Raw genomic sequence first — 26481 nt, forward strand, 5'->3', positions numbered from 1 at the left:
GAACCATAATTAAAGGCTCCTTTGGAGCCTTTTCTTCTTGGCGTGAAGTTCTGGAGTTGAGACAACTGTTATGGGGCGCCTGAGGTGACTTTATTTGGCCTAAGCTTGCTTATCTTTCAGGGTTGCTTTCAGTAGTTGAAATAACCACTGATTCAACGGTGCATCTTTTTGAGAGCGGCGGCAGCTCATCACATAGCTCACATCTATCGTCAATTTTTCAGGAAGGTCCATGCTGCGGCAGCCGTCTGGTACGCTGCCACTGAGTGTGATACCAAAAGCATCGGACTTGGTGACTACATCGTGGATCATTGCTGGGTGGTCGACTTCGACCTTTGGGTTGACGTCGAAACCTATGTTCCTGAGGCGCTCAAGAATAGGGTACTTGTTGTCATTCCATCCTGGTGTTTTGAAAAGAATGATTGGATAGTTAGCGAGTGACATAAAGTCATTTGCGGGGTGGTCCTCTCTTACAAAGAACACCACTTTTCCTTTTCCGAACTCCATTTGAGAAATCGACTGCGGTAAGGTTTCATCAAAGTAATGCACCGCTATCGCCTCTTCGCCGTCAATCAATTGATTCCTAGCGTTGCTTCCCCATCTCACGAACGAATAGTTCGCGTGCGGCGCTGCTTTACTCAGAGCAAAGTAGAGTTTCGAACCGAAACGTTCCCAAAATAGGGTGTTCGCGTAGATCTTGATGTCACCATTGTAAGAATCCGGAGAGAAGTCTTGGTGTTTGATGGCCTCGATGCTACTCAATATCTGTTCAAAGTTGCTGATGTTATTTTCAACAAAGGTCGTGGGTTCGAAGCCGTGTTTGGTTTGAATAAACAGTGGGTCGTTAAGTTGGATTTTTAACTTTGAAAGGTTCTTACTGATCGCTCCAGAAGTTTTTCCTAGCGACTCTGCTACCAGTCCAACATTACGAAGCTCATACATCCGCTTGATGACGAGGATATTTTGAATATCGAGGTTGATGTCCACAGGCTCTCCAAATCATTCCTTTTATAGGCAGCAATCTCTGTGCGCTAAGCCGCCAGAAATCATGTGACTCTAATATCATAGTGGCAATGCACAACTTCTAAGACAGGACAACGTCAGAAGATCGCTAATCCCTTGATTTTCCATTTGGTAAATCTTGCTTTTCCTCGTGTCGTTATCACTCTGTCGCTAAAGTTACCTCAACAAAGCAACACAGATATTAGACGAACAGATAATTAGAAATACAACGAGGTGATGTATGAATAAGTTACTTGCACTTGGCTTAATGGCGCTTTCAATGAACACTGCTTTTGCTGCTAACGGTACACATACCGGCACTATCGATATGACAAGAAGCGAAGGCAATCAAGTGAAGGCAGAGCGTGTAGAGTCAGACTTAGTACTTGAAGGAAGAAATGAAGCTTCTAATGGCGGAATCCAATTCCAAAAGAACGTAGATCAAAACCAAGCGATAAAGCTTACAGGTCGTCGTGACTAACGTTTAAAGTGTGCTTACCACTTTAAATGTTCTACCATTGTAATGAAAAATGCTGCGCCTTAGGGTGCAGCATTTTTCGTTATGGGAACCTTCTAATGGCAGACTAGTAACTAACAAGCCTTGGCATGGTGTGTGACGTGTGGCATTTTGGTCACTGTTAAAGGTTGAAGTTGCGTTAGTTAAGCGTGGAAAGGAAGAGCAGATGATACGTCATATTTTACTGATAAAATTCAAAGAACATGCGGAGCTTTCAGAGATTGAAAAGCTAAAGGCGCTGTTTGAGGCTATGCCAAGTAAGGTTGAAGGTGTAACTTCAGTAGAGTGGGGGCTAAATGATAGTCCAGAGAACAAGAACCAAGGTTATAGTCATTCTGTCTTGATGACGTTTACTGATGAAGCAGGGCGACAAAATTATCTACCGCATCCAGAGCACGATGCACTGAAAGAGGTATTTCGCCCACTATTGGATGACATCATCGTATTTGATTACTCTCTATAGCAATAGCAATAGCAATAGCAATAGCAATAGCAATCAAGAGTCTAATAGTCGCCTCGGCTGAATTTCAAACTCTCAAAGTGAGTGATATAGAAAGCGCGCAGGTATTGGTCTGTGCGCTTTATTTTTAGTCAAAATTACATGTCGCGAAAGTTACGGGTTACTCTGTCGGTAATATAGTGACCGGAGTGAAAGAAGCTACAGCATTACCACCGGCTCCAGGACGGTCAACATAAGGTGTGTTTTGCATTAAGGTGTAGTACACATCCACGAAGTCATCATCGTTCACAAGTACACCTTCAGGAATAACATCAATAATCTTACTGGTGATCTGAGGGATGATGGCATAACCCTGTACTTCTGGATCTGGAATCATTTTCAGGATTTCTTCCGCGGCTTGCACCAGGAGTTTAGCTAGGTCTTTATAGTTGGTCCCGTCGTCATGTTCCATCAAGATCATATCTGCAGCACCCCAGCGGTAACGTGGCCAGAATATGATACTTTGGCTTGGGTAGTACGTCTGTTTGTCGTAGTCTAAGTAGGGCATCTCAATCAGATCAATTTGAGGCGCGACACGACTTGAATCTACGCCAGTGACGATAGCGTAAATCTCTGCTTTACCTGAAATCCATGGTTCTCTATCAATCGCTAAACGAATCTTGGTTAATTGCGTCGTGTTCAATTCCTCAGGTTCCGATTCAGCCAAAGAGCGTGCAGCACCGCTAAATAGTGTCAGCTTTTGAGGTTCTTTTTTCTGGCTGCTAGTGCTGTCGCTGCTGTCTGAGTTAAGTACCGTGTCTGTACCTTGTTTTTGCATTTCAGCTTGCATGGTCATTAACCCAGCCTTGAGCTCTTCTGCACCGTTGCTATCAATCACAAACACCGGAACATCGGGCATTTGGTACACATCTAACTCATGAACTTGACCATACACATCGTAAGCTTCAACGTATTGCCAATTCGAATCATCCCCCGATGGTTCGTAAGCAAACAGCGGGCTTTCACCATTTTTCCAAGCTTCAACCATGGCTTCATCAGCCATCCTAATTTCTAACACTGAATCACTAAACTCATCGATACCTTTAAGTTTTCGGTAACTAGAATCGGCTTTGTGCATTTTATTTGAAAAGGCGGAGTAGGAATGAGCCGAGTTCAGTTTGTCTAAAGGTGTCGATAGAGTTTCTTCGGTGATTTGGGTTTTCAAAGAAGACTCAAGATCGGCATAGCGAGCACTTATTTGCAGCGCCAATGATTGCTTTTGCGCAGCTGCATTATTTGCGATTGAAAGTGGATCTGAAACAGAGTGTGTTGTATCGATATTGTTTGCATAAGACTGGAAGCCAACCACTGTTGTTGCAAGCACCATACTGATCGAAAAAGATGGTCTCATAAATAATCCTTATTTTAATTTCTATCATTAATAGAGCTTTTGCCCTACAAGGATTAACCTATCAATCACATGAATGTGTGCAAAACCTAGTCATGTTTTTTTGTGTCAGTCTGCAGCACAAGGTCTCAATTTAATTTATTTGATTGAAATTTATATAATGCCAACTTGATATTTTATAGCTTATAAACCACTCAATATATAAATAACAATATTATTAACTGTTACGTTGCTTGGCGGCGTTTGAGTCAATAAAAAGAAAGCCTACTCGTTTTAGAGTAGGCTTTGTGGTTCAACTGGAAAGTAGCGTTCGACTATTTTGTTGGCTGATATAGCACTTCAGTCACTCTACTTGTTCTGTACTCTAGGTTAGATGAACTACGAATCAAAACGTTAGAGTCTACTAAAGGCTTGCTTGCGTTTAGGTAAAGGTGCCACGACTTTCCGTCGTCGGTTGAATACTCTAAGTTAAGACCCGGGAATTGAGAGTTCATGTGCAGTTTGCCCTGTGAGATCTTTGCTCCGGGTACTGGCAAGCGATAGTTAATGTCTCTCATCTCGACCTTTGCTAACTCACGTTGACCTAAGATATTGGCAAATCGACTCCAATCATCGCTCAAGACGTTTAAGTCTGTGTGTTCCGTAGAATCCGAATATTCAACACCTGGCTGGTACTCCAATTCCCACGCTGCTTTATGCCACGCTCGCTCGGCCACAGCCATTAGGCGAGGGAAGGCCATGTATTCATATTGCTGATCTGTTCTGACTGTTTCAGACCAGAGTGCTGCTGATATCCCATAAGCGGTGTCATTTGGTGTTAGGCTTCCTTTTGCTGTGTAAGAGTCACCATTTCGGTCTTTTGCTAATTCAGCGTTTTGTGGCAAGTTTTCTGGAATGTAGGAAAACATCTTTCGAGTATCTGACGCTCGAGTTGCCCAGTAATAACCGCGTTCATGCTCATCAACTTCATAAGGCATATCAAGGTAGATATGGTCAGGGTTAGACAGCACTAGTTGATAGCCATCGTTAATCAGTTGGATAGAAGTGTCGCTTGCTCCCCAGAAAATCGTATCCCACAAATTGACTCGTGCCTTATCTGTCGCAAGCGCTTCTGAATTCTCGACATACTTTAGGCCGTCTTGCCACGCTTGGAATGTCGTTACATCTTGCTCTTGTAATAACTTAGAAACTTCGGTGGCGAAGTAGCTCAGGAGCTTATCTTGGCTTTCAATTTCACCAGATTCTATTTTGGCGATGCATTGAGGAGACTTTTCATAGGGCTTGTGCTCTTTAGAAAGGTCAATCTGTCCTTTGCCAGCCTCGGGAGTGTCGTTGGCGTCTTGGAATCCGTGGCCCAGTTTAATGTTCTTTGCTTCATCGCCACCAAAATGCCATTGAGTGAGTGGCATTTCGGCTTCTTCGTGCATGAGTTTTACTTCAGTGATGACCTTGCTTACAAACTGCTTTGAAGACTCAAGGCATGGGTTGAGAAAGCTTTGGCGATTGTAAAATTGTACCGTTGTGACGTTCGACTGATCTTCAGGATCGAGTAGGCGATATTGCTCCGCTTTTTCAATGTCCCCAAGCGCTATATATTTGTGGTATCTAGCCTCCATTGACATGACTGCCGCTCGAGCATGTGCGGGCATATCAAACTCTGGAATGACTTCAATCTTGTGCGCTTTGGCATACTTCAAGATGTCGATGTAATCTTGGCGGCTGAAGTAGCCTGAACCAAAGTTGTCGCTATGTGCCCCAGAACCAAGCTGTGGCATTAAGCATTGCTGTTCGCTTTCGTCAAAGCAACGCTGGCTGCCAACCTCGGTAAGTTCTGGAAGCCCAGGTATTTCAAGTCTCCAACCTTCATCCTCACTCATGTGAAGGTGCAACCTATTCATTTTGAAGGCAGCCATCTGCTCAATGGTCTTGAATATTGTCTCTTTCGAATGGAAATTACGGCCAACGTCAACCATGAAACCACGGTACTCAAACCTAGGGGCATCGATTACCTTCATGGTTGGGATGGTGTAGCGTGAAAATGGGTCATAGACATTAAGCAGTGACTGCATCGCGTAGAACACGCCAATCTCATCGTTAGCAATAATATTGATGCTGTCTGAGGTGATCTCTAACTGATAGCTCTCTTTATCGGAAACAAAGTCGGTGTCTTGAAATTGAACATTGATGTCGATGCCGCTTTCTAAGTTAGTAATGCCCATCATGTCTGCTTGATTAGTGATAGCACGCTTGGTGTCATCCGATACTGGCAGGGCATCCAAATTAAGGCCTTGAATAATCGGCAAGTAACTCCCTGTGTACTCTACGTGTTTCGGTGTCGGTAAAATCTCGCCAGTTGATTCTCTGAATATAATGTCTTGGTTGTGTTCAAAGCGAGTTTCCGCTGTCGCTCGAGGGTTATTATCTTCAATCGAGAAACGAACTTGTGACTGGTCTAAACCCTTAACGAACATAGTGAGATCTTCTGTATCAGTTGAAGCGATGTTTTTGGCTTCTGCGCCTTGAGCAAAAACGAAAGCACGAGGCATAAAGTCGGTGTAAGAGACTTGCCACGCTTCGGATATGATCGGGATTGTGTGGGTTTTGTGCTTTTGGAAACCAGTGAAGTTGTCGCTAGGTTCTATTTTATGAAGGTCACCAGTGATGTGGGTGACTTTGAACTCTTTGTTGCGGTTTTCAAGCACGGGACGAATACTGTGGAAATAGATCGACCAATCTTTAAGGTCCACTTGTGAGCCTTCATTGGTAAGGACGATATTGACCAAGTTACAAGAGGCGTAATCGGCCTGGAGTTCAGCACAAGCGATGCCGTTTTCTTTGCCATAGTTAGTGACGATCTCGAATGACATATCCAAATTGTTGGCGAGCTTATCCACTTGCGTTTGTGTGGGGTTGTGAGAAGGAGCTCCGCACCCATAGAGGGCAGTGAAACAGCAGATAGCCAACAGTGATTTTTTTAACATGGTGATTCCAATGGGAAGAAAATTTCGGCGGTATTATGCAAGCGAGAAACGGCGGGGTTAATGTGCCGTAGCCTATATAAGATATAGGTTGAATCGATAACTCGTTGTTTACTCAAGTTGCAATAGAAGCGGAAAGGGCTGCTTGAGGAACGTTAGAATCACCTCTATTGGCGCCAAAAAGCGATATAGGATTACGCTATATCTACTATAGTCTCGGCCGTATTTCGGAAGAGAGAGTTTTCGGTATAATTCGACTCCCTTAATCACTAGCGCGATGAAATGATCTGATCGGCGCACTACGTTATTTTTAAGATCAATCCACTCCTCACTGAACAACGTTATGGCGACTTCCTCTCGTTAAATTGCTTCGCGTTAAACACTTCCTACATTGCACAAGTATTACTGAGGTTTTTGGCTTTATCGCATTAGAAATGGCGCTATAGGAATACTGCATATGACGAACTTTAAAGGCGCTTCACGCTTATCAAAGGCATTGATCTTTATATATATTCTTTCTAAGTCCGCTTTCGGTTTAGAAGTGCCAGATAACGCCCTTGAATCCTATGTTGGTGATTTCTCGGCTTTGAAAGAGAAAGGCGTAGTACGTGTTTTAGTCTCTGGTGACATCGGTTTCTATCACATTGAAAACGGTAAGCCGAAAGGGATTTTGGCCGAGCAAATCTATTACTTTGATCAGGCACTTAAACTGAGTGATCCACTGCTGCGCGTTAAGGTGATTCCGGTAGAGCGAAGCGAATTACTTGAAGCGTTAAATCAAGGGCGGGGCGATATTGCTATCGCGAACCTTACAGTAACCGAAGAGCGTCAAAGGCTGGTGGATTTCAGCATGCCCATTCGCCGCGATATCGATGAGGTGTTAGTCACAAGCCTATCTAAGCCTTCAATCAGCAATGTCACACAACTACAGGGTAAAGAAGTGTGGCTTAAGCAGGATTCTAGCTACATCAGTAGCGTTCAAAAATTGAATCAACAGTTTGAGAAAAAGGGCATGGAACCCATCTATATTCACTTACTCAACGCGAACCTCCAAGACCTTGAACTCCTCGAGCTGATTAAGAGTGAGAAGATCACAGCAACCATTGTTGATAGCCATAAGTTGGAATTGTGGGACAGTTTAGAGAAGGGCATTAAGATCCATGAGGACATTACCTTTAGAGAAGATGCAGATATCGCGTGGGCCATTCGTAAGAATAGTCCTCAACTGAAAGCCCAAATAGACCAGTATTTGCAAGAATCGAAACAGGGCACGTTACTCGGGAACGTGATTGATAATCGCTATTTAGACAGCGTTTCATGGATGAGTAGCGCCTCTAACCCACAGCAAAACCGACAACGAGATAAACTAGAAGCTTTGTTTGTCTCGTATGGTGAGAAGTACGATATCGACTGGTTCATTCTTCTAGCAATGGCTTTTCAAGAATCAGGGCTCGACCACTCGAAAGTGTCGCACCGTGGTGCCGTGGGTATTATGCAAGTGATGCCTAAAACGGCGCGGGATTGGTATGTGGATATTGATAATGTGCACGATTTGGAAAGTAACATCCATGCTGGAAGCAAGTATTTACGCTTTATTCATGATAGGTACTTTGATAAGCCTGAAATAGCTGACATCGATAAGATTTACTTTAGCTTAGCTGCCTATAATGCTGGACCAGCTAAAATACGAAGAATGCGAAAATTAGCGGCGCAGCAAGGGTATAACCCGAATAAATGGTTTAATCACGTTGAGGTTGTCGCAAGAGAGAACATAAGCCAAGAACCAGTAAAGTATGTCGCTAATATAAGTCGTTATTTTACGATTTATCAGCGCCTAGATGAATTTCAAGACACGCGAGAAGAGCAGTTAGGTAATATGACAAGGCAATTGAATATCAAGCGACTGTCTGACTACTTTGCTTATTAACAAGTGCCTGATTAATATAATGAGTCAAAAAAAGGGGTAGCGTTCTGCTACCTCTTTTCGTGTTATAAGCACTGACAATTGCTAGTTATTTTTAATCACTCAATATGAGCTTATGATTGCTCCGCAGAAGCCATGTACATCTGCATCTCTTCTAAACTGGTTTTTGCGATAACTTGGTTATCAAGAGAGTAGTGGACTTCATCGCCAAAACGGTGACCAGTTAGTGTTGCACGTGTGCCGTCGTTGTAAGTGAGTTCGATAGCAACTTCATCTTGATTGATAACTTTCATCTCACTGTGATCAATGACGTGTTTAGCCAATGGGTCGATAGGCGCGTCGGTTAAGCTTTCATCTAATTGGTCGTTAATGTCGATGTAAGTATCAACTTTAGTATCAAAAATGTGCGGCTTTTTATTGATTGGGTTTTTGCCTGTCCAGAATTCTAGTGAGTTAAACACAATGTAATCGGCAGCAACCGTGATACCGTAGGCAGGGGCAAGAAGCATGTTTAAGCCACCACGAGCATAACGGTTATCAACGGCTTTTACGTTGAATTCCATCAATTTACCCGTTACGGCATTACTACCTACACAACCAAATAAGGTGACAAGGCTCGCTGATATAATTATCGGTTTTACAAATCGGTTCATCATTCTTTATTTCTATAGACGTATATTAAGGAGCCGATAATTATGTCAAAGTCATCAATCTTCTAGTATAAAGCGTCGCCTATACTAGATATCAGAAAAACCTATATCTTTATATAAACCAAAGAACTAGCGCCGTTATTTGCATAATTTACCGTTCATATTGGTGGTGGGCTAAGCCATATTCGTTAGAAGGTTTTAACAAAGCTCTGTCATAACGCTAACTGAAGTATGGAATTAGGTTGTGATAATAACGAGTCAGTTAAACGAAATTACTTTCTACGTTTATTCATTTAAATGACTGCCTGAAGAGCCCGAATGAAACGATTTAACCTAAACCTCATCTATTACTTTATTGCGATATATGAAGAAGGAAACTTAACGTACGCAGCAGAAAGGCTCAATATATCTCAGCCTAGCCTCAGCGCTCATTTAAAGCAGCTTCGAGATGAATATCGTGATCTGCTATTCGTAAGAAAGTCGTACACGCTTGAGCCGACGCCAGTCGCTAATGACTTGTATCCTGTCTTTAAGCAAGCGAACAAGCTTGTCTCTCACTCATTACCTGAAACGCATGATTTTGAACCGAAAGAGTGCAGTTACACATTTAGAATTGCGGCGATGAGTATCTCAAGCAGTGTGATCTTGCCTCAAATATTAGACAGGATTCAGGAAGAAGCTCCAGAGTGCGTTATCGAAGTCGTGAATATCAAAGAGGATATGGCGACTGACATTCGAGAAAAGAAGATCGATCTTGTGGTCGACTTAACCAACGCGCATCCAACCTTGTTGAGCCAGGAAATTTGGGGCGACGAGCTGTGTATGGTCTGCAGCCAAAATCACTCTCAGATAAACGAGCAAGTGACTCTTGAACAGTATCTTTCAGCAAAGCATGTCATGCTCACACATGATAACTATCGAGTGAATCAGTTAACTGAATTTCATAGTCCGATCTTTGCAGATCGTAAAGTGGCAAGAAAGCTTAATTCCATCGCAGACTTTTCAGACACCATCTACAACAGTGATTGGATAGCCACTTTCCCCAAAGGTGTCGCGAACGCCTATTTTGATAAAGATAAAATTAAGCTTCTAGAGCTTCCTTTTGAATACATCAAGCCTTCACTCAGTGTTTATTGGCACAGCAATCGTAATGATGACATCGTCAATCAATGGCTAAGAGAGTTGTTTACCAGCGAAGTTTTAACCTTGAGCTCAGAAATATAAGACAACGCCTAGTTGTATGAGTAAGCGTTTTGGTCATTCGATTCGTTCTTCATGTATAAAGTACCTTATGGTACAAATGACAGCATGAATAATGCTGGTGGCTCTTGCCACATAGACTTCCAATTTAAATGAAAAGACTGACTTATGAATTTTGATATCCAAGCACTGAAACACCACCAATTGGTCGAAGATGGTCAACTAGAAGGGTGTTACATTCATCAGCCAGCTCAAGGTAGCCAGCAAGACGACCAAGCAGTATTGGCAGAGCGCCAAGCGCTAGAAAACATGGGTTACAAGGTTGTGCAAGTTAAGGCGAAAGGTGGAACAACAACGTTCGCCGAGGCGATGCAAAAGCTAGCCAAGAAGACTGGGCATCAATCTAGCAACTAAGTGGTTAACAGTTGTTGCTTGGCGTGTCGCCACTTTCAAAGGGCGGCGATGCTATTGCGGTTAAGCATGTAGGTAAACTTTCGACAAAACCTTTTAAGTATCTACCTGACATTAAAAGGACATATAGCTGATCTTCATAGCGAGTAGGACGTATAGGCTGCTTAAAAAAGGAAGAAATACTATGGCCATCGTCTATGTCAGCATCGGAAGCAACATTAATCGCGAACATCACATCACAGAATCTCTCAAAGCGTTGAACCATCGCTTCGCTCCACTGCAAATTTCTAAGTTTTACGATTGTGAGCCAGTCGGTTTTGAAGGAGACAACTTCCTCAATCTCGTTGTGGGGTTTGAATGCGACCTTCCTATCGCAGAATTATCTAAAACTCTTCATCAAATCGAATCCGATAACGGTCGCCAACGCGAGTCTAAAGAGTATGCATCACGAACCATGGATATCGATATCCTTCTTTACGGCGATCAAGTGGGCATTATCGACGGGGTAGAGTTACCCAGAGGTGAAATCACCGAGTTCGCTTTCGTGCTTCGTCCGTTAGTCGACCTTGCCGCGTCTGCTCGTCACCCCATTCTAAATACCTCGTTCCAACAGCTTTGGAGTAGCTTTGACCAGTCGAGTCAGAAAACCGACCCAATCCCTTTCGAGCTCAGTCTCACGTAATGCCTTCAGAGCTGTCAAAAACCGCAGACTCTTATTATCAGAGCTTTATTTGATCTTTTCTTAAAACAAGCACGTACCTGATATCACTTTCGACGGAATGGAAACTGTTATGAACCACAATGCCATTATTACCATCACAAACCTCAGACTACGAACCTTCATCGGCTTCAATGAAGAAGAGAAAACCAAGCAGCAAGATATTGTTATAAACGCGGAGATTCATTATCCAGCTAATAACCTGTGCCTCTCTGATGACGTCGACAATGCCCTCAATTACAAAAATATCTGTAAGAAGATCATCCATCATGTCGAAACTGGAAGATTTCTGCTTCTAGAAAAGTTAACCAGCGATGTACTTGGAATCTGCATTGATCATTCATGGGTTCGGTACGCTCAAGTGAGAATTGATAAACCCCACGCGCTGCGTTTTGCCGACTCCGTTTCGCTCACGTTGAGCTATGAAGCAGACCAAGATAATAACTTCTAAGGAGCGAGCCAATGTTGAGTACAGAAGCAGAACAAGTTAGAGCAGCTCTACTGGCGAGAGGGCTTGAAACCCCGATGACCGCAAGTGAAATGAACAGCGACCAGAAATACAATCGTATTAAGGGCCTACTCACGGAAGTGGTAAGCACGTTGGGTTTGGATCTGACGGACGACAGCCTTGCAGAAACGCCGCACCGCATCGCAAAGATGTACGTACATGAGATATTCTCGGGACTGGATTACAACAACTTTCCAAAAATCAGCGTGATAGAGAACAAGATGTCGGTTGATGAGATGGTTAAGGTGTCGGACATCGACTTAACCTCCACATGTGAGCATCACTTCATTACTATCGACGGTTTGGCACAAGTGGCCTACATTCCGGAATCTAAGATACTTGGCCTCTCAAAAATAAACAGAATTGTCCGATTTTTCGCACAACGCCCTCAAGTTCAAGAACGCTTAACTCAACAGATTCTGATTGCCATACAGACTCTCGTTGAAACAGAAAATGTCGCAGTGACTATCAAAGCGACGCATTACTGCGTGAAGTCTCGAGGCGTTATGGATGCTAACTCTGAAACGACGACAACGGCGCTCGGTGGCATTTTCAAAACTAACCCTCAAACTAGAGCAGAGTTTTTACGATGAGTGAGACGATTCTGATAACTGGAGTAGGGAAGCGATTAGGGTTCGCACTCGCTCAGCAACTCTTAGCTGATGGGTACCAAGTGATTGGTACCTTTCGCAGCGAATATCCTCAGTTGCAACAGCTGCGTGATAAGGGGGCTGATCTACAGTACGTCGACTTTTACCAGCAAAGCAACGTAGAGGACTTTCTGCATTATGTAGGGCAAGAGTACAGAGCACTCCGAGCCATTGTTCATAATGCCTCTGATTGGAACCCAGAGAATAAGAAAGACCCGAGCGAGAACGCTTCAGAAATTATGAACCAGATGATGGCAGTCCACGTCGGCGTACCATACCTCATCAACTTGTCACTCAAAGACCTGCTGATGTCTGGTGAGCAAACCTCAGATATCATCCACATCAGTGACTATGTTGCCGAAAAAGGCAGTAAAAAGCATATCGCTTACGCGGCAAGCAAAGCTGCGCTTAATAACTTAACGCTTTCGTTCTCGGCGATGATGGCTCCCAAAGTGAAGGTAAATACTGTCTCTCCAGCTATGATCAAATTTAATGATCATGATGACGAGGCGTATAAGGCTAAAGCTCTGCAAAAAGCTTTGATTCCGGCAGAAGCGGGTTTTGAAGAGGTGATCGATGGCATCAAGTATTTACTTGCCAGTCGTTACATGACAGGAAGAATATTGCACCTTGATGGCGGCAGGCATCTAAGGTGAATTTGTGTCGATAACATTGAGCTCTTCCTTGGGTGAAAAGCCCGTTTTATTCTGAATATGAACTCTCCCGCTCTGGTTACAAATTTCTAGCTTGAGTGTTCATGTTTAGCAGCCTATTTGGGTTGTTCTATCCTGAACAACCTCATTCAACCTTACTCAACAAAGTGACTAGTGTCACATTTCTGTCAATTCATCTCCTGAATCGAGCGGGTTGTATTAAACGCAGTTCATATTGAGTTCGCTTTGAACCCACTTACCTATTTAGGGTGATGAGCATCCGAACCGAAAATTCAAACAAATGTTTAAATTAATGGATTTATGGAGCGATTTATCGGGCATTTAACGGGATGACTTTCACTTTGATCTTGATCAATATGTTAACTGTTGCGCAACAAATTTAAATCAAATTTGCATAGGAAGCGCACATTTACTTCTTCGATCTGCTCAGTACAAGGAATGAAATTATGTCTACTCAGGAAACATTTAAGGCTTTCACATCGCAGCTAGAGTCTGTAACTAACCCGTTCTACAATTTCAATCAGCTAGTGACTAAGAATATAGAGACACTGACCAAGATTCAGCTTGATAGCCTTGAGGCTTACAGTGCGCTAGGTAATGAGTCTTTGCAGAGCTTAGCTTCGTTAAAGCAGCCACAAGATATTCCAGCTTATGGTTCAAAACAGATGGAAGTGGCGAGTAAGATCTCACAACAACTCATGGAAGATAGCCAAAAGCTGACTCAACTTGGTCAAGATTTTAAATCTGCCGCTGACGAGCTTACTGCCTCTGCGGTAAAGACCGCGAAAAGTGCTTAGTTTATTGCTTGTCGGTTGATGGCGGAGCGTAACGTCTAGCACGCCATCTCTCAGCATCACTTCTAACAAGGATGTCAGAATGGAAAATAAATCGCCCTTTGAAGGTATGATGAACCTCATGTCCCAATACGGACAAGCCTGGATGGACAATCTAGGGCAGCCAACACAATCGACATTGATGAAAACCCAATCGGAAGATTTTACGAAGTGGGTGGGCTCAATGACTCAGAACCCAACCAATATGGTTGAGCAACAGATGAATTGGTGGGCGCAGCAAGTTAACCTACTTAACGATTGTATCCTCGGCACTCAAGAGCAAGCTAAAGAGACGGATCGTCGTTTTCGTGATCCTTCATGGAATGACACGCCACTGTATCGTTACATCAAAGAGAGCTACAAACTTGCTTGTAACAACATTCAACAATCAGTTGAGAACGCAGATGGACTGGACGATGAAACCAAAGCTCGACTTTCATTTTTCACTCGGCAATATTTGAATGCGATGTCGCCAAGCAACTTCGTTTCGACCAACCCAGAGATACTCAAGCTGACTATGGAGAGCAAGGGTGAAAACCTGATCCAGGGGATGAAGCAGTTCCGTCAGGACTTAGAACAAAGTGCCGACATGCTCAATATTCGAATGACGGATAAAAACCAGTTCAAACTGGGGGAGAATATTGCCTCAACGCCTGGAAAAATCGTCTTTCAAAATGACATGTTTGAGCTGATTCAATATAAGCCGACCACAGAACAAATCTATAAACGTCCGACGCTGATCGTACCGCCGTTCGTCAACAAATATTACATTATGGATGTCAATCCAGAGACCTCCTATGTGAAGTGGTTGGTCAGCCAAGGCCACACAGTATTTATGATCTCTTGGGTGAACCCTAATGCTCAAATGCGAGACGTCGATTTTGGCAACTACGTGACTCAAGGCGTGCTACCTGCACTTGATGCCATTGAAAGTGTCACAGGCGAGCGAGAAGTTAACGGTATTGGTTACTGCATCGGTGGTACCACCTTAGTCGCAGCCATGGCTTACCTTTCTGGCAAACGCCGTAAACAGAGAATTAAATCGGTCACTCTGCTGACTACAATCCTCGACTTCCAAAAGCCAGGTGAGTTAGGGGTCTTCATCAATGATCCGATCATTAGCAGCATTGAAGCGCAAAACAACCAACGTGGTTATATGGATGGCCGCCAAATGGCCGTGTCATTCAGCTTACTTCGTGAAAACAGCCTGTATTGGAATTACTACATTTCTAATTATTTAAAAGGAGAGAGCCCAATGGCATTCGACCTCCTTTATTGGAACTGTGACAACACCAACGTGACTGCTGCGACCCATAATCAGCTGCTACGTCAGTGCTATCTTGAGAATCGACTCGCCAAAGGCGAATTGGTGATCGATGGTGTGGCGATTGATTTAGGTAAAGTAAAGTCGCCGGCTTATTTCCTCTCTGCTATTGATGATCATATCGCGCTATGGGACGGCAACTTTGAAGGCACAAAACTGCTAGGTGGAGACAATAAATTTGTACTTACCGAGAGCGGCCATATTGCAGGGCCGATGAACCATGCCGATTCCAATAAATATGGTTTTTGGACCAATGATGATAACGACCAAGCACCGTCTCAGTGGCTTGCTAGCGCCGACAAGCACCATGGTTCGTGGTGGTCGCATTGGCAAAATTGGGTTGATGAGCGCAATTTCTCCGAAATGATTGAAGCTCGTGAGCTAGAAGGGGAACTGGATGCGCCAGGTGAATACGTGAAGCAGCGTATTCAAGATGTCATCGCTCAAGAAAATGAAATGGAAAAGGAGTCCGCATAATGAAGCCAGAAATCGGCCAGACTGCCACCATAGAAAAGACGTTAGATAAGCAAACAGTAGTAGCCTTTGCCAGCGTCTCGGAAGACTACAACCCAATCCATTTAGATGAAGATTTCGCTAAAACCACGCAATTTGAGCGTCCAATCGTGCATGGTATGTTGGCATCGAGCCTTATCTCTGGCTTGTTGGCTTCTAAAGTGCCGGGCGCAGGCAGCATTTACTTGGGGCAATCCTTGAAGTTTCTTCGTCCTATTTTTGTTGGCGAAACTGTCACAGCCAAGGTGGAAGTGATCAGCGTGCGTGAAGACAAACCTATCGCTGTTATATCTACTCAAGTATTGAACGCGAATGGTGAAGTCGCCGTCGATGGTGAAGCGACAGTGATGTACTCTGTTTAACCACAAAGCCATAAACGACAGCCAACATTTTCTACAAACCAATGGCAATAACGCGGGCAGCGGATGTGCTATTAGGTTTCTTCAATAAATAATTCAATCCTTATGGGCGTTTTAGTGTTTGGTGCTAAAACGCCATTGTCCAGAATATAAATTCCCTTCGGGTTTATCTAACCGATTGTATTAGCTTATCCATTAGTCTAGTTATTTTGTCATCCCTTTAGATAACCACTCAGCCTATTTTTGAACGTTATTTAGTCTTTATTGACGTAGTTTGTTTATAAATAGGTCGAACTTCCTTACCTATAGCTGTTCAGCGAGCCTACGTACGCTACGACTAATGTCTAACGACCAACGTCTGTTTGTTCGTATGTGCTTGGTATAGAGTATTAATCACTGAATTATAAAGACTATTTTTTAGTGAGGTAACGGTATCTTATGTTTATTGAACAGTCCTTTATATAAATAAATGCCCCTACATTTGGCTTTTAGATGTTCACTTATAAACGGGTGCTCTTCAGTTTTAATAATGATTTTGACCTGTCAATAATTTGGATATGCCGAGTTGGTTATGGGGGATATATAAATGACGCTGCATCAAACATCGTACCGTGACTAAATAACGTTTGTTGGAACAACGCACCTTAGAGTGTGAAAGAAAGGAATCAAAATGAGCAGTACTTTAGAGTCCGTAAATATACCAAGAGAGGAACCTCAAACCCATGAGGATGAGCTCTCTTACGAACAACAACATAAACCAAGCTCTGAGTTTGACTCACGTGAACAGTATCTAGAGCACGAATTACAAATCATGTCGCCGAAGCGATGGCGTCCGAATTTGCCGTTTAAAGATTATCGATTTGAGATAGAAGACACCATCCCAGCGATGGCTGCGACCATTGGTAAGGTTGTTATGGTTGGTGCTATTGCCGCAACTTTTGCTGGTGCTCTTGGGCTAAATGAAGACTTCATTCTAGAAAACGTGCGTTATGAGCTCCTCATCGCCTCTGTTTTCATCATTCTTTTCTCTGGCTTTCTACTGCCAACAGCTAACCTCGCAGGTACCCATGGCCCACTTATTCCATTAATCCCTATTGTGGTTGCTGCTGGAGGCCACCCAATGGCCTTTGGCTTGCTGATTGGTGCGTTTGGCTTGCTGTTAGCTATCAGTAAAGGCGGCAGTATGTTGGCTAACCTCACTAGTAAAGGCGTGTGTGGGGGACTGTTGCTTTACCTTGGTTTTGTCGGAACCGCTTCTCAAGTGAAGAAGCTGTTCGCTTGGGCGGAAGGAATCGGCATGAGCCACATCGCTTTCGTCGTGATCTTCTGCACCATTATCTTGTATGCACTATTGGAGCACTTCCGTAAGCGTTGGTTAGCTGTGCCTCTTAGCTGCTTACTGGGTGGTACGATTGCATTTGCTATGGGTGCGCCATTTGCTTTCCACACTGAGCCAGGCTTGCCTAACATGAACCCTATGTATTGGTGGGGAGAAGATACAGGTTGGATGCTAGGCCTACCTACGATCGAACACTTCATGGTAGTACTGCCATTCGCGATTCTAGCGGTAGCGATGTGGTCTCCAGATTTCCTAGGGCATCAAGTATTCCAAAAAATCAGCTACCCAGAGCGTACTGAAAAAGTGCACATGAACATTGATGACACCATGACCACAGCTTCAATTCGTCAGACGTTCGGCTCTTTGCTAGGTGGTACTAACTTTACTTCTTCATGGGGGACTTACATCGTACCGGCTGCGATTGCTAAGCGTCCGATTCCAGCTGGTGCTCTGCTGACGGCTCTGTTCTGTATCATAGCCGCTGTTTGGGGCTACCCAATGGATTTAGCTATCTGGCAACCCGTGCTTTGTGTTGCACTTATTGTTGGGGTATTTGTACCATTGCTCGAAGCTGGAATGGAGATGACGCGTGAAGGGAAGACCACTCAGTCGGCGGCAATTGTTGTCTTTTCTTCAGCACTTGTTAACCCAGCATTTGGTTGGTCTCTAACCATGCTGTTAGACAACTTAGGCTTAGTTGGATGTAAAGAGCGTAGCGGCGAGTTGAGTAAAATGAGCCGTTGGGTATTGCCTGGCATTATGTTCATTGTACTAACAAGTGTGATGGCGTTGGTTGGCCTTCTACCCGGCATACCGGCCATTATCCCAAGCTTTCGTTAAGCTCTAAGCGAGGGAGCTGATTTATTGTGTTTCTCGCTTATCTAGTAATATTACATAGCCCTTAAACAATGAAACCTCCGTTCACGTATAGCGTAATCGGAGGTTTTTTGTATTAGTCGCCTATAAGCAATTAACTATGTATCAGCAATCGAGGTGCATAGGCTTAATCTAGGCGCAAAGTCACTCCAGAGTAATTTGTGTACCCGCGAAGTAACACGTGATAGGTAACGCCTGGCTGAGCGCTCACACTGCATTGCTCGTTATTACCGGTACGATAAGGGCGGCAATCATAACTTGAAGTGCTTGGTTTACTGCCTGCTTTGACATACAGATCTGCATCGCCAGTTCCGCCAGATATTGCCACCGTTACGCTTGATGCAGAATCTACGGAGAATGTGTAGAAGCTTTCAGAATATTTGTTGCCACTTAAGTTGGCGATAGGCGTCCCTTTGGTGAGTACATTGTCACCCGGAATGGTAGGGCCGCAGCTTGCGTTGACGCCAACACTATTAAACGCATCTTCCACGTCGGCAACTGTATAACCCATATCTGTAGCTGCTTTAGCTACGCCACATGCACCGGCATCAAAGGTACTGTTTGCAGTCCAATACAGTTGGTTGGCGACGGTGAATATTTCGAAACCTTTGCGTACATCCCAGCCTGATTTGTTGGCTAAAAGGTAAAATGCTCGGTTATAAACACCGCTCGACAAGTGAACGTTTAAACCATCGTAGTAATCAGAGGCGTGATCGATTGAACGTCCATCTTTTGAAGGCTGATCAAAGTAACGCAATCCACCTTCTGATTTGAAGATATCACTACCGACAATCCAATCCACATTTCCACGCAGATAGTATTCAGCCGCTTCGCCTGCGATATCGGAGAAGGCCTCGTTTATACCACCTGACATGTTTCTGTAGACCAGTCCTGAGTTTTGTTCGGTGAAACCGTGGCTTACCTCATGCGCACTGACGTTGATGTCGACTAATGGGTAGAAGGTATTTTTGCCGTCACCAAAAGTCATGGATGAGCCATTCCAGAAGGCATTCTCATAGTCGGTACTGTAGTGAACACGCATAGTGAGTTGGAACGATAGAGGTGATGTGTTCATCCACTCTTTGTACATATCAAAGACGACGTTTCCGAAATAATGCGCATCGTTAAGGGGAGAGTAGGCGCCATTCACGTATTTATGATCTGTGTAGTTGGCGTCGTCGCTACAGTTGTAACTGTAGGCTGAACTACCAGACGTTCTGTTATTTAAGTCGACCGTTTTCACAGCGTCGTTTTCTAACGTACATGTGGTTCCGGTTTTATCAATAGAGAACCCCGGAAAGTCAGTGCCATATTCATATCGATTGGTTTTGCTGTTACCACCAGGTCCGGTTCCCACGGCTTTAGCGTGATTTAATCCATTCCATTTTTGAAGGACTTCCCCCGTCATGGCATCAATAAAGAAGAAAGGACGTTCTGGGTAATTGGAAGCGACAAAGAAGTCGACCAAATACGCCATTTGAGCAGTTTGATTCTCATCGAGTCTCACAACCAACTTAGCATTTTTGTTTTCAATCGACTTTTTGCCCACGGTAAACGAACGGTGGGAGGACAATGCGGCTTCGATGGCTTGTTCTTTATTTAATTTAGGCGCGATGCTTGAGAGATCATCGCTGATCCCTTGTGCCATCGAACCAAATATTTGAGAAGGTAGGCTTTTAGATAGCGTAGCGACAACGGATGTATTAAAGACAGGTAAACCGAAGTGGGTTTGTTGATAGCGTACTTTTGTTTTTCCATTAGGCAGTACTACCCGTTTTACCTCAGAAAAACCTAACTCTAGTGGAGCAACACTCTTCGACTGAGCGATTAGGCTTTGTTGGAGTAGGCTATCGTTCTCGATGGTGACCATTTCAGCAGCGTGCGCATTGAAACCGAAAGAAGTACCTAGGATAGCTGCTATTTTCCAGCTTAGTTGACGTTGTTGGTTCATTTCTTGTTCCTGATTTTATATAAACTCCTTCTTCCCAACGGCTAAATAGGAAGTCTATATGCAACACATAAATGCCATGTGTTGCGAATCAAGATTGGAAGAGCGTATCGACTTATGACAAGTTTTTATTAGAGATTAAATTTTAGAGTATGTAATTCAAAGTTTACAAAAGCTCTTATTGATCAAATTGTTTTTATGGGGGTTGTTTCTATTGTTGTTGTAATTATATGAAGTGAAAGATGTTATTAAATTTTGACTTGTTTCAATCATGCTAAAGTGTTTTTCAACTTGTTGAACAGGTTTTCTTATTTGCAATATTAACAACAAGGCCTGTAGCTATAACTATTGTAGATATAGTAATTAAAATATGTATCGCAAAAATTTAATGACTTATTTGTAATTAAGCCTTGCGTTGGTAGGGTAATCTTTGACTTGAATTGCAAAATTAAGCTATTTTTGCGTAACCCCTTGTTATAAATGTTAATTAAAGTAATTTGTTCGCCGGATATAATGGATAATGTCTCATTTACTCAAATAACTAATAATAAATATACAGAATTAAGTTTTAAAAAATAAAGGGAACCATATGTTTAAGGTCTTTAGTCTATTTTTATCAATTTTAATTTTTTCAGTTGCTCAAGCAAATGAAACCGTCGAATTTGAAACCGCGCAAAAGCTGTTGACCGTCATTGAAGTGGATAAGCAAATGTTAGGCGGCTTTGAGGCTATGTTGCCAATCGTTAACCAGTTAGCTAATAAACTCAAGCTGAATGCTCAAGAGACAGAAGAGCTTAAAGGGATTTACAGAGATTGGTTTGAGAATGATATGGACAGAGTAAAAATGCGCATTGAAATGGCAAAGCTGTATTCAAATCATTTCACGATGACAGAGATGAAACAGATAATTGACTTTTATGGTACACCTGTTGGAAAGAAACTTATTCAACAGTCGCCTGAACTTGCAAAGCTTGGAGCGCAAATTGGCATGGAAGAAGCTCAAAATAAGCAACATTTGCTAATTGAAAAGCTGACTCCTTTTATGGAAGAGCACGGTGCTCACTAATTAAAAGTGCTCAAGGCGTTAATTACTACTTTACGAACGGACATATTCAACCACCTAACCAGTGGTTGAATATGTCTATTAGGAACACATCTATAAAGATGTTTCTTTTTACATTAAGTGTTTGTCTGACCACCGAGGCAGATCAGCTCATTTGCTTCTTCCTTCGTTAAATCACTGAGCAATACGTCTAATGTTATTTTGTTAAACTGTTGTAAGTGTTGAACGTAACATTGCATTCTATGGTAGCGTAGCTTACTCATGAATAAAGCTTTACATACAAGTGGTGGTCAATTGAAGCAACCTACTCTTTATATTTTTTCTGGGCTGCCAGCTTCTGGTAAGTCCACACTCTCCCAATTGTTAGCGGCTAAAATCGGAGCTATGTACGTCCGTATCGACACAGTTGAACAAGGGCTCAGAGATCTTTGCAACTTTAAGGTTGAAGGGGAAGGATATCGTTTAAGTTACCGTCTTATCAAAGATAACCTAAAGCTTGGAATCGACTGTATCTCTGACTCTTGCAATCCGATTGAGTTGACAAGGCTTGAATGGCAGCAGGTCGCGACAAGTGTGGGAGCGAAATTTGTTAATATTGAAGTAACTTGTTCTGACACAGTTGAACATATGAATCGGGTGGAGACTCGTTCTGCTGAAGTCGAAAACTTAGCGTTACCCGATTGGCAGCAAGTTAAAAATCGTCACTATGAAGCGTGGGAGACTGATGTCATCACAATTGATACATCAGGTAAAAGTGTCGATGCATCTTTTACTGAGCTTTTTGCAAAGTTGGAGAATTAAGGTCAACCTATTTTCTGGCCGTGGAAAATCGCAATGCCGGTGGTTCAATTAATCCTTTCATCAGCGTCACTCTTTTTTGACTGGTGGCGCGCTAATCTTTCTCGAAAACAGGAGACTTCATGGCTGACAACGCAGTAGAGCAAGCAATCGAAAATATCCGATTGAAATCACAAGGCACGGATTGTTTAACGAGTTGCGCGGTGACGATCAACTTCCACCCCGATCGTTCCACGTCTGACAATAAACCTTTGCTCGAAGCGATGGCTAAAGATGGTTGTTTGAAGTCTCAATTTGAAACAGGTACCAGTAATGGTGGTATGACGGCTTACCTAGGTGGTGACCGTTGGTTATGGGAAAAGCGAGTGTTTGACGGTGCGTATGATGATGCTCCGAATACGCTTAGGCCGAAGTATGGTGCATTGAACTACCGAAATTACGAAACAGGTGCGTCACCTCGTTTTGGATCCTGCTACTTCCAACTGAAAGCGGAGATCTTGGAACGAACCACGTTCTGCTATCCCGACAGCTTCTTTGAGCCGGAAGACTTCGCAGTTTCTAGCCGTGTAAAAGCGCTCATTGATAAGGCATTGTCATCGAATGTCGATTTTCTTGATGATTATATTGAGGCGCATGTTCATGGGGTTATCTCTCTGAAGGACGATATTGAATGTCTTGTATTAGACCCTGTTTACCATTCAACGATTATTGAAGAACGCGCGGTCAAATTGGGCGTTCCGATAAAGTGGCACAATGGCTACGAGTTAAGCATAGAAGAGATGAGCAGCTACCCAGATTATCGTGGTCAGTCGTTTATAGAGCTCGCAAAAAAGTTAGCGGTAAACGGCAAGATCAATGCGAAAATACTGGGGTTAGCCGCGACAGAGCAAGGTTATGACCAACAAGACATAAAGAAGGTCTGGCATTACTTGGCTCGTTTTGGTTATCAATCAGAATAAATATCTAATAGCATCTGTGGGCTCTTCTGAGATTTAAACCGCAACTCCCCGCATTTAGCGGAAACCCGCATGCAAAATATAATCGGTAGGATTTTAAAATGAGTGAGATTGCTCGCTTTATCTCTGGTGAAGTGCCAGATAAATTTGGTCGTAATATTGAACAGTTGTTAGCGTATAATCACTTTTGGTTGGAGCATGACCATAAATATATTCAAGTGTTTTTCCCAATCGATGAAGGGACTAAGTTTAATCAACATGCACCCTTGGTTACTCAAGAAGATAGAGCGCTTTTTGCAAACTCAGAAGAACTTCGTACAGCTCATCTACAAGTGCTTGACCTGATGCTTGAGTTTTGGGGCATGCAACGAGACGAAAGTGAGATATCGTCATTGTTGCCACTTAGCCCAACCAACCATGTATGGTTGAAGAATCACGACCATAATCAGCTTCGACTGACACGGGCTATTCGCAGTTTATATTTATTAGGCAATGAAGAGATTGCGACCAACTTATGTGACTTCTTGATCGCAGCAGCGAATGAAACAGGTTCTGTGTCTGATAAAACAGTGCAATATTGGCGGAATGCGTTAAATGGTTAGAAGCCCGCAATAGCCAGTGGGTTAACACACTGTATGAAAGGGAAGGAGACTCAGGATGAGTGCAGTTTTTAAGGGTTCGTGTTTGTGTGGCAGTGTTCGTTTTTCTGTTGACGGGTTCAGCGAAAAAGCCGCTAACTGCCATTGTTCTATGTGCCGAAAGTTTCACGGTGCCGCTTTCGGGACGTTAGTTGGTGTACAAGGCTTGAATTGGCTTTCTGGTAAAGATCGACTCAAAGAGTTTGTCGCATCAAACAGCACAACACGAACATTTTGCTCCAACTGTGGATCAAGCGTTGGTTTCAGAGTTCAAGGCGAACCTCTTGAAAATATTGAGTTGGCGATATCAACGTTCGATGTCGATATTCCTGTCACAATTGATGCGCAAATTTATACAAACTACAAAGCGAATTGGTGTGAATTACAGGCCGAGTTAAGCGTTTTTCCAGAAGGGCGTTCAACGTAAGGTGCAGAATCCGTTAGCCGGTTAAACATAGATTAAACTTCAATCTGTGTTATACATCAACGTTGATATTATTTTATCTAACTCATTATTTTTCATTATGTTAGGGTTCTTCTGACTTTTATAAGAAGGCGACTAGATTATGAAAAAGGGATTTGTCATCGCTGTATCAATTGGCTTTGTTGTCTTCTTCCTCGTTGGCCGCGAACTTCAATGGTTCGGGTCCAGTAATTCCGAGTCGTTCCCTAAACTTCCTGATAGTCCACAATTTGTGCCATCGACTGATTTCGACGGTGAGTGGCTAGGTCGGCGTATTAACACCACTGGCAATAATATGTGTGAACGTACCACCATCACCGGAACCATTAGTGAGGGTAAAGCCACGCTAAGGCTCACCTACAATGGAACACCATTAGAGGGTTGGGTTTCAGAAAGTGGTGCATTACGGTTATATGCCAAACATCGCCAATGGGACTATCGCTTTTCAGCAACAGGCAGCGGCAAGCGGTTTGATGGCCGTTGGCATTTAACGAATGGCCCATGCCAAGGGACTTGGTTTATAGAAAAAGCCAATGACATGTAGGGCCGTAAACGCTTTATATACTTGGAATAACTTAAACAATTTCCACACGCATGTGTACGATTTAGTTTAAAGATATAGATAGGAAAACCCATGAGGATTGTGATTTTTATCGTTACAGTGATTTTAGTTAAATCAATTGAAGCAAAGTTTGGGCACACCTATAGCATCTTTTCAGATCCACTTGATATCAAGTTAGCCGCTCTTGATTTTGTCTTGTGGGTTTCAGTCTACTTTGGTTTATCTCTTGTTTATGAGAAGGGCAAAGGCATCCTGACTAAAATGGGTAAAGTTAAGAACCCTTAATGGGTTGTATGAATTAGCCGAACAAGATGTTTATGGTAAATTCTAATTATTAATGAAGTTGTACATGGAGGTGCAATGAACATCGGAATTTATATTTATAATCAAGCAGAAGTTCTCGACTTCTCTGGCCCGTTTGAAGTCTTCAGTACAGCAAAGCGCTTAGGTGCTGAAGATCTAAATGTATTCTTAATCTCCGAAACTGCAGAACCGGTTATAGCTCGGGGTGGTTTTAAGGTATTGCCTGACTACTCGTTAAATAACCACCCCAAAATAGATTTGTTGATGGTCGTTGGTGGTGTACATACTGACGAAATGAACAAGCCAAATGTGCTCGATTGGATATCTTCTGTTTCAGAATCGGCCTCACAAGTCGTGTCTGTTTGTACTGGTGCATTTCTTTTAGCTAAAGCAGGTTTACTTGAGGGGTTAACAGTAACCACTCATTGGGAAGACATCTCCAACTTAGCGCAACAATTCCCAAGTTTAAATGTGATCAGTGATAAACGGTGGGTGGCGTCAGGTAAATTCACTACATCTGGCGGTATCTCGTCAGGTATAGATATGAGCTTACATTTGGTATCAGTACATAACGGCCTACAGTTTGCCAAGAAAGTTGCGCGTCAAATGGAGTACAGTTGGCAGGAATGTAAATAGCTAACCATCAACAATGATTCAAGATATGTGGCATTTTCCTACGCAGTATTCAGGTGTGGTTTGAAAACAAAGGGAAAAATATGAAAGTAAAGCTGGTCAAAGGTTCAGACCCTCAATTCGCTGAGCTCATCACCAAAACGAATATGGCGAGTTACTATCAGGCTCGTGACATCGCTTGGGGTCATAGTCAGTTTTTACGAAGTTGGGATGAGATGGATAACTATGAAGTTTATGTTGGTGGCAACCGTATTGGAGTTATTCGATTCAGCTATACCAGTAACACCACGTTTCTCAGAGACTTTCAGATATTAGCTGAACACCAAGGTAAAGGTCTTGGCTCAAAGTGTTTAGATTTAGTGATCGAACATGCAAGCAATCAAGCATCGACTCAGTTAGTGCTACGCGTGTTCAGTGAGAACCCCGCTATTAAGCTTTATCAATCAAAAGGCTTCACCAAACTTTCAGATGTTAAAGGCTTGGTTGAAATGGAGTTACGTTTGGATTCACTATAAGGACGGTCCCATGGTTAGCCGTATCCGATTAAATTTTGTTTTCAGCCCTAAACCACCTACTTCAGTAGGTGGTTATCATTCAGTTTGGCTTTGCCTGTAGTTCTACCCATGTTAAATGCTCCCTTGATTTTTAGCGAAGTCAAAGAGGACAAATAACATGAGCAGATATAATCAAGCTTCCCACGTATTTTGGAGATGTCAATATCACATAGTGTGGACACCAAAGTATCGATTTAGGATTTTGAAAAACAATGTAGGTAAAGAAGTTTATCGATGTATAAA

The 26481-nt window shown here is 43.0% G+C and carries 28 protein-coding genes; 23 read left to right on the forward strand and 5 right to left on the reverse strand.

Annotated elements, in window-relative coordinates; genetic code table 11:
• Positions 1–99: 99 nt before the first annotated feature.
• Positions 100–984 carry a LysR family transcriptional regulator gene (locus L1D55_RS21625; RefSeq protein WP_239918792.1) on the reverse strand — a complete coding sequence of 295 codons (885 nt, stop codon included), beginning with the start codon at positions 982–984 and terminating at the stop codon, positions 100–102.
• Between the two features lie 256 nt (positions 985–1240).
• On the opposite strand from L1D55_RS21625, the gene L1D55_RS21630 reads away from it, so the two are divergent.
• On the forward strand, positions 1241–1480 hold the full coding sequence (locus L1D55_RS21630) for a hypothetical protein (RefSeq protein ID WP_239918793.1): 240 nt from the start codon (positions 1241–1243) through the stop codon (positions 1478–1480).
• A 202-nt stretch (positions 1481–1682) separates the two neighbouring features.
• On the forward strand, positions 1683–1979 hold the full coding sequence (locus L1D55_RS21635) for a Dabb family protein (RefSeq protein WP_239918815.1): 297 nt from the start codon (positions 1683–1685) through the stop codon (positions 1977–1979).
• 157 nt (positions 1980–2136) lie between these two features.
• Here L1D55_RS21635 and L1D55_RS21640 read toward each other — a convergent pair whose 3' ends face one another.
• Positions 2137–3366 carry a DUF3103 domain-containing protein gene (locus L1D55_RS21640; RefSeq protein WP_239918794.1) on the reverse strand — a complete coding sequence of 410 codons (1230 nt, stop codon included), beginning with the start codon at positions 3364–3366 and terminating at the stop codon, positions 2137–2139.
• 311 nt (positions 3367–3677) lie between these two features.
• Positions 3678–6344, reverse strand: a complete 2667-nt coding sequence (locus tag L1D55_RS21645; RefSeq protein WP_239918795.1) for a family 20 glycosylhydrolase — start codon at positions 6342–6344, stop codon at positions 3678–3680.
• Between the two features lie 454 nt (positions 6345–6798).
• On the opposite strand from L1D55_RS21645, the gene L1D55_RS21650 reads away from it, so the two are divergent.
• Positions 6799–8268 carry a transporter substrate-binding domain-containing protein gene (locus L1D55_RS21650; protein ID WP_239918796.1) on the forward strand — a complete coding sequence of 490 codons (1470 nt, stop codon included), beginning with the start codon at positions 6799–6801 and terminating at the stop codon, positions 8266–8268.
• Between the two features lie 110 nt (positions 8269–8378).
• Here L1D55_RS21650 and L1D55_RS21655 read toward each other — a convergent pair whose 3' ends face one another.
• On the reverse strand, positions 8379–8921 hold the full coding sequence (locus tag L1D55_RS21655) for a DUF3332 family protein (protein WP_008223734.1): 543 nt from the start codon (positions 8919–8921) through the stop codon (positions 8379–8381).
• 312 nt (positions 8922–9233) lie between these two features.
• On the opposite strand from L1D55_RS21655, the gene L1D55_RS21660 reads away from it, so the two are divergent.
• The 10 genes from L1D55_RS21660 to L1D55_RS21705 all read left to right on the forward strand — a co-directional run bounded on the left by L1D55_RS21660 (position 9234) and on the right by L1D55_RS21705 (position 18284).
• On the forward strand, positions 9234–10139 hold the full coding sequence (locus tag L1D55_RS21660; protein ID WP_239918797.1) for a LysR family transcriptional regulator: 906 nt from the start codon (positions 9234–9236) through the stop codon (positions 10137–10139).
• A gap of 144 nt (positions 10140–10283) precedes the next feature.
• The gene (locus L1D55_RS21665) at positions 10284–10529 is read left to right on the forward strand and encodes a hypothetical protein (protein WP_239918798.1); all 246 of its coding nucleotides are present in this window, start codon (positions 10284–10286) and stop codon (positions 10527–10529) included.
• A 181-nt stretch (positions 10530–10710) separates the two neighbouring features.
• Positions 10711–11208: a 2-amino-4-hydroxy-6-hydroxymethyldihydropteridine diphosphokinase gene (gene folK / locus L1D55_RS21670; protein ID WP_239918799.1), complete on the forward strand. Its 498-nt coding sequence runs from the start codon at positions 10711–10713 to the stop codon at positions 11206–11208.
• Positions 11209–11317: 109 nt separating this feature from the next.
• Entirely contained in the window at positions 11318–11695 is a 378-nt protein-coding gene (gene folX, locus L1D55_RS21675) for a dihydroneopterin triphosphate 2'-epimerase (protein WP_239918800.1), read from the forward strand.
• 11 nt (positions 11696–11706) lie between these two features.
• Positions 11707–12345 (forward strand): GTP cyclohydrolase I FolE, encoded by a 639-nt coding sequence (folE, locus tag L1D55_RS21680; RefSeq protein ID WP_239918801.1) that lies wholly within the window; start codon positions 11707–11709, stop codon positions 12343–12345.
• A complete protein-coding gene (gene folM, locus L1D55_RS21685; protein WP_239918802.1) occupies positions 12342–13058 on the forward strand; it encodes a dihydromonapterin reductase in 717 nt (238 codons plus the stop codon). Before folE ends, folM begins: the two co-directional genes overlap by 4 nt.
• 464 nt (positions 13059–13522) lie before the next feature.
• Positions 13523–13873: a phasin family protein gene (locus tag L1D55_RS21690; protein ID WP_239918803.1), complete on the forward strand. Its 351-nt coding sequence runs from the start codon at positions 13523–13525 to the stop codon at positions 13871–13873.
• A gap of 79 nt (positions 13874–13952) precedes the next feature.
• Positions 13953–15710 (forward strand): class I poly(R)-hydroxyalkanoic acid synthase, encoded by a 1758-nt coding sequence (phaC, locus tag L1D55_RS21695; protein WP_239918804.1) that lies wholly within the window; start codon positions 13953–13955, stop codon positions 15708–15710.
• Entirely contained in the window at positions 15710–16108 is a 399-nt protein-coding gene (locus L1D55_RS21700; RefSeq protein ID WP_128160269.1) for a MaoC family dehydratase, read from the forward strand. Before phaC ends, L1D55_RS21700 begins: the two co-directional genes overlap by 1 nt.
• A 667-nt stretch (positions 16109–16775) precedes the next feature.
• On the forward strand, positions 16776–18284 hold the full coding sequence (locus L1D55_RS21705) for a DUF3360 domain-containing protein (protein ID WP_239918805.1): 1509 nt from the start codon (positions 16776–16778) through the stop codon (positions 18282–18284).
• A 163-nt stretch (positions 18285–18447) separates the two neighbouring features.
• On the opposite strand, the gene L1D55_RS21710 is transcribed toward L1D55_RS21705, so the two are convergent.
• A complete protein-coding gene (locus L1D55_RS21710) occupies positions 18448–20271 on the reverse strand; it encodes a M4 family metallopeptidase (RefSeq protein WP_239918806.1) in 1824 nt (607 codons plus the stop codon).
• A 586-nt stretch (positions 20272–20857) separates the two neighbouring features.
• Between L1D55_RS21710 and L1D55_RS21715 the strand changes: the two genes are divergently transcribed.
• From L1D55_RS21715 to L1D55_RS21760, 10 genes are all read left to right on the forward strand, one after another.
• On the forward strand, positions 20858–21334 hold the full coding sequence (locus L1D55_RS21715; RefSeq protein WP_239918807.1) for a DUF2059 domain-containing protein: 477 nt from the start codon (positions 20858–20860) through the stop codon (positions 21332–21334).
• A gap of 291 nt (positions 21335–21625) precedes the next feature.
• The gene (locus L1D55_RS21720) at positions 21626–22132 is read left to right on the forward strand and encodes an AAA family ATPase (protein ID WP_239918816.1); all 507 of its coding nucleotides are present in this window, start codon (positions 21626–21628) and stop codon (positions 22130–22132) included.
• Positions 22133–22251: 119 nt separating this feature from the next.
• A complete protein-coding gene (locus L1D55_RS21725; protein WP_239918808.1) occupies positions 22252–23088 on the forward strand; it encodes a DUF3626 domain-containing protein in 837 nt (278 codons plus the stop codon).
• Positions 23089–23186: 98 nt separating this feature from the next.
• Positions 23187–23687, forward strand: coding sequence for an opioid growth factor receptor-related protein (locus tag L1D55_RS21730; protein ID WP_239918809.1), 501 nt, complete (start codon positions 23187–23189; stop codon positions 23685–23687).
• Positions 23688–23742: 55 nt separating this feature from the next.
• Positions 23743–24150 carry a GFA family protein gene (locus L1D55_RS21735; RefSeq protein WP_239918810.1) on the forward strand — a complete coding sequence of 136 codons (408 nt, stop codon included), beginning with the start codon at positions 23743–23745 and terminating at the stop codon, positions 24148–24150.
• Between the two features lie 139 nt (positions 24151–24289).
• Entirely contained in the window at positions 24290–24730 is a 441-nt protein-coding gene (locus L1D55_RS21740; RefSeq protein WP_239918811.1) for a hypothetical protein, read from the forward strand.
• 90 nt (positions 24731–24820) lie between these two features.
• Positions 24821–25033: a hypothetical protein gene (locus L1D55_RS21745; protein WP_239918812.1), complete on the forward strand. Its 213-nt coding sequence runs from the start codon at positions 24821–24823 to the stop codon at positions 25031–25033.
• Between the two features lie 75 nt (positions 25034–25108).
• A complete protein-coding gene (locus L1D55_RS21750; RefSeq protein ID WP_239918813.1) occupies positions 25109–25687 on the forward strand; it encodes a DJ-1/PfpI family protein in 579 nt (192 codons plus the stop codon).
• Positions 25688–25767: 80 nt separating this feature from the next.
• Entirely contained in the window at positions 25768–26199 is a 432-nt protein-coding gene (locus L1D55_RS21755) for a GNAT family N-acetyltransferase (RefSeq protein ID WP_239918814.1), read from the forward strand.
• Between the two features lie 157 nt (positions 26200–26356).
• Positions 26357–26481, forward strand: a 125-nt coding sequence (locus L1D55_RS21760; RefSeq protein ID WP_239917693.1) for a transposase, incomplete at its 3' end; no start/stop codon positions are given.

This window comes from Vibrio sp. Isolate22, from assembly GCF_022398115.1.
GTDB lineage: Bacteria > Pseudomonadota > Gammaproteobacteria > Enterobacterales > Vibrionaceae > Vibrio.

Bases quoted from the DNA above. Each gene is read 5' to 3' on its own strand.
- L1D55_RS21630 (WP_239918793.1), top strand. From the start codon at position 1,241: ATGAATAAGTTACTTGCACTTGGCTTAATGGCGCTTTCAATGAACACT.
- L1D55_RS21635 (WP_239918815.1), top strand. From the start codon at position 1,683: ATGATACGTCATATTTTACTGATAAAATTCAAAGAACATGCGGAGCTT.
- L1D55_RS21640 (WP_239918794.1), bottom strand. From the start codon at position 3,366: ATGAGACCATCTTTTTCGATCAGTATGGTGCTTGCAACAACAGTGGTT.
- L1D55_RS21645 (WP_239918795.1), bottom strand. From the start codon at position 6,344: ATGTTAAAAAAATCACTGTTGGCTATCTGCTGTTTCACTGCCCTCTAT.
- L1D55_RS21650 (WP_239918796.1), top strand. From the start codon at position 6,799: ATGACGAACTTTAAAGGCGCTTCACGCTTATCAAAGGCATTGATCTTT.
- L1D55_RS21655 (WP_008223734.1), bottom strand. From the start codon at position 8,921: ATGATGAACCGATTTGTAAAACCGATAATTATATCAGCGAGCCTTGTC.
- L1D55_RS21660 (WP_239918797.1), top strand. From the start codon at position 9,234: ATGAAACGATTTAACCTAAACCTCATCTATTACTTTATTGCGATATAT.
- L1D55_RS21665 (WP_239918798.1), top strand. From the start codon at position 10,284: ATGAATTTTGATATCCAAGCACTGAAACACCACCAATTGGTCGAAGAT.
- folK (WP_239918799.1), top strand. From the start codon at position 10,711: ATGGCCATCGTCTATGTCAGCATCGGAAGCAACATTAATCGCGAACAT.
- folX (WP_239918800.1), top strand. From the start codon at position 11,318: ATGAACCACAATGCCATTATTACCATCACAAACCTCAGACTACGAACC.
- folE (WP_239918801.1), top strand. From the start codon at position 11,707: ATGTTGAGTACAGAAGCAGAACAAGTTAGAGCAGCTCTACTGGCGAGA.
- folM (WP_239918802.1), top strand. From the start codon at position 12,342: ATGAGTGAGACGATTCTGATAACTGGAGTAGGGAAGCGATTAGGGTTC.
- L1D55_RS21690 (WP_239918803.1), top strand. From the start codon at position 13,523: ATGTCTACTCAGGAAACATTTAAGGCTTTCACATCGCAGCTAGAGTCT.
- phaC (WP_239918804.1), top strand. From the start codon at position 13,953: ATGGAAAATAAATCGCCCTTTGAAGGTATGATGAACCTCATGTCCCAA.
- L1D55_RS21700 (WP_128160269.1), top strand. From the start codon at position 15,710: ATGAAGCCAGAAATCGGCCAGACTGCCACCATAGAAAAGACGTTAGAT.
- L1D55_RS21705 (WP_239918805.1), top strand. From the start codon at position 16,776: ATGAGCAGTACTTTAGAGTCCGTAAATATACCAAGAGAGGAACCTCAA.
- L1D55_RS21710 (WP_239918806.1), bottom strand. From the start codon at position 20,271: ATGAACCAACAACGTCAACTAAGCTGGAAAATAGCAGCTATCCTAGGT.
- L1D55_RS21715 (WP_239918807.1), top strand. From the start codon at position 20,858: ATGTTTAAGGTCTTTAGTCTATTTTTATCAATTTTAATTTTTTCAGTT.
- L1D55_RS21725 (WP_239918808.1), top strand. From the start codon at position 22,252: ATGGCTGACAACGCAGTAGAGCAAGCAATCGAAAATATCCGATTGAAA.
- L1D55_RS21730 (WP_239918809.1), top strand. From the start codon at position 23,187: ATGAGTGAGATTGCTCGCTTTATCTCTGGTGAAGTGCCAGATAAATTT.
- L1D55_RS21735 (WP_239918810.1), top strand. From the start codon at position 23,743: ATGAGTGCAGTTTTTAAGGGTTCGTGTTTGTGTGGCAGTGTTCGTTTT.
- L1D55_RS21740 (WP_239918811.1), top strand. From the start codon at position 24,290: ATGAAAAAGGGATTTGTCATCGCTGTATCAATTGGCTTTGTTGTCTTC.
- L1D55_RS21745 (WP_239918812.1), top strand. From the start codon at position 24,821: ATGAGGATTGTGATTTTTATCGTTACAGTGATTTTAGTTAAATCAATT.
- L1D55_RS21750 (WP_239918813.1), top strand. From the start codon at position 25,109: ATGAACATCGGAATTTATATTTATAATCAAGCAGAAGTTCTCGACTTC.
- L1D55_RS21755 (WP_239918814.1), top strand. From the start codon at position 25,768: ATGAAAGTAAAGCTGGTCAAAGGTTCAGACCCTCAATTCGCTGAGCTC.